At 65.1% G+C, this 453-nt stretch carries 1 pseudogene; it reads right to left on the reverse strand.

The features are described 5' to 3' along the window. Window positions 1-453 (reverse strand): annotated as a pseudogene (locus JMV15_RS28000) (ABC transporter ATP-binding protein); the annotation flags it as partial.

Below are 453 nucleotides of genomic sequence, written 5' to 3' on the forward strand. Positions count from 1 at the left end.
GGTGATCCAAGGTGGTTCATGTGGGCTCAGATGGTGGACGACATCTTTCAGGAGACCCGGCTCCAGATGCATTGTGGTGTTGTTCCAGCCTCGGTGGGTGATAAGCGCGTTGATCTAGGGAAAGATGGAATGCCCGGGCATGGCCAGTACCGGAACCTTGCCGGGCGCACGCCGGTCTTCTTCGATGCCTGCGACGCCGGGCAATACGGCCAACGCGAGCAAATCCAGCGGGGCGTCTGCCGCGAGGGTGACGGCCTGGAAGCGCCTGGAGCTGCGCTGTAAGTCGGACAGCGAGGCATCGCCCACCCGGCGACCACCGGCGATACCCCAGGCACGGGTGCAGATGTCCGCCAGAGCCTGGTAATGGAGGGAGCGGATGATGGTGGCGATTTCCTCGCCCAGGGGTCGGCTGAGTGCCCGGAACCTGGGGCGGGGATCCGGGACGGGCCCTTC

Origin of the sequence: Pseudomonas paracarnis, from assembly GCF_904063055.1 — a bacterium.
Taxonomy (GTDB): domain Bacteria; phylum Pseudomonadota; class Gammaproteobacteria; order Pseudomonadales; family Pseudomonadaceae; genus Aquipseudomonas; species Aquipseudomonas paracarnis.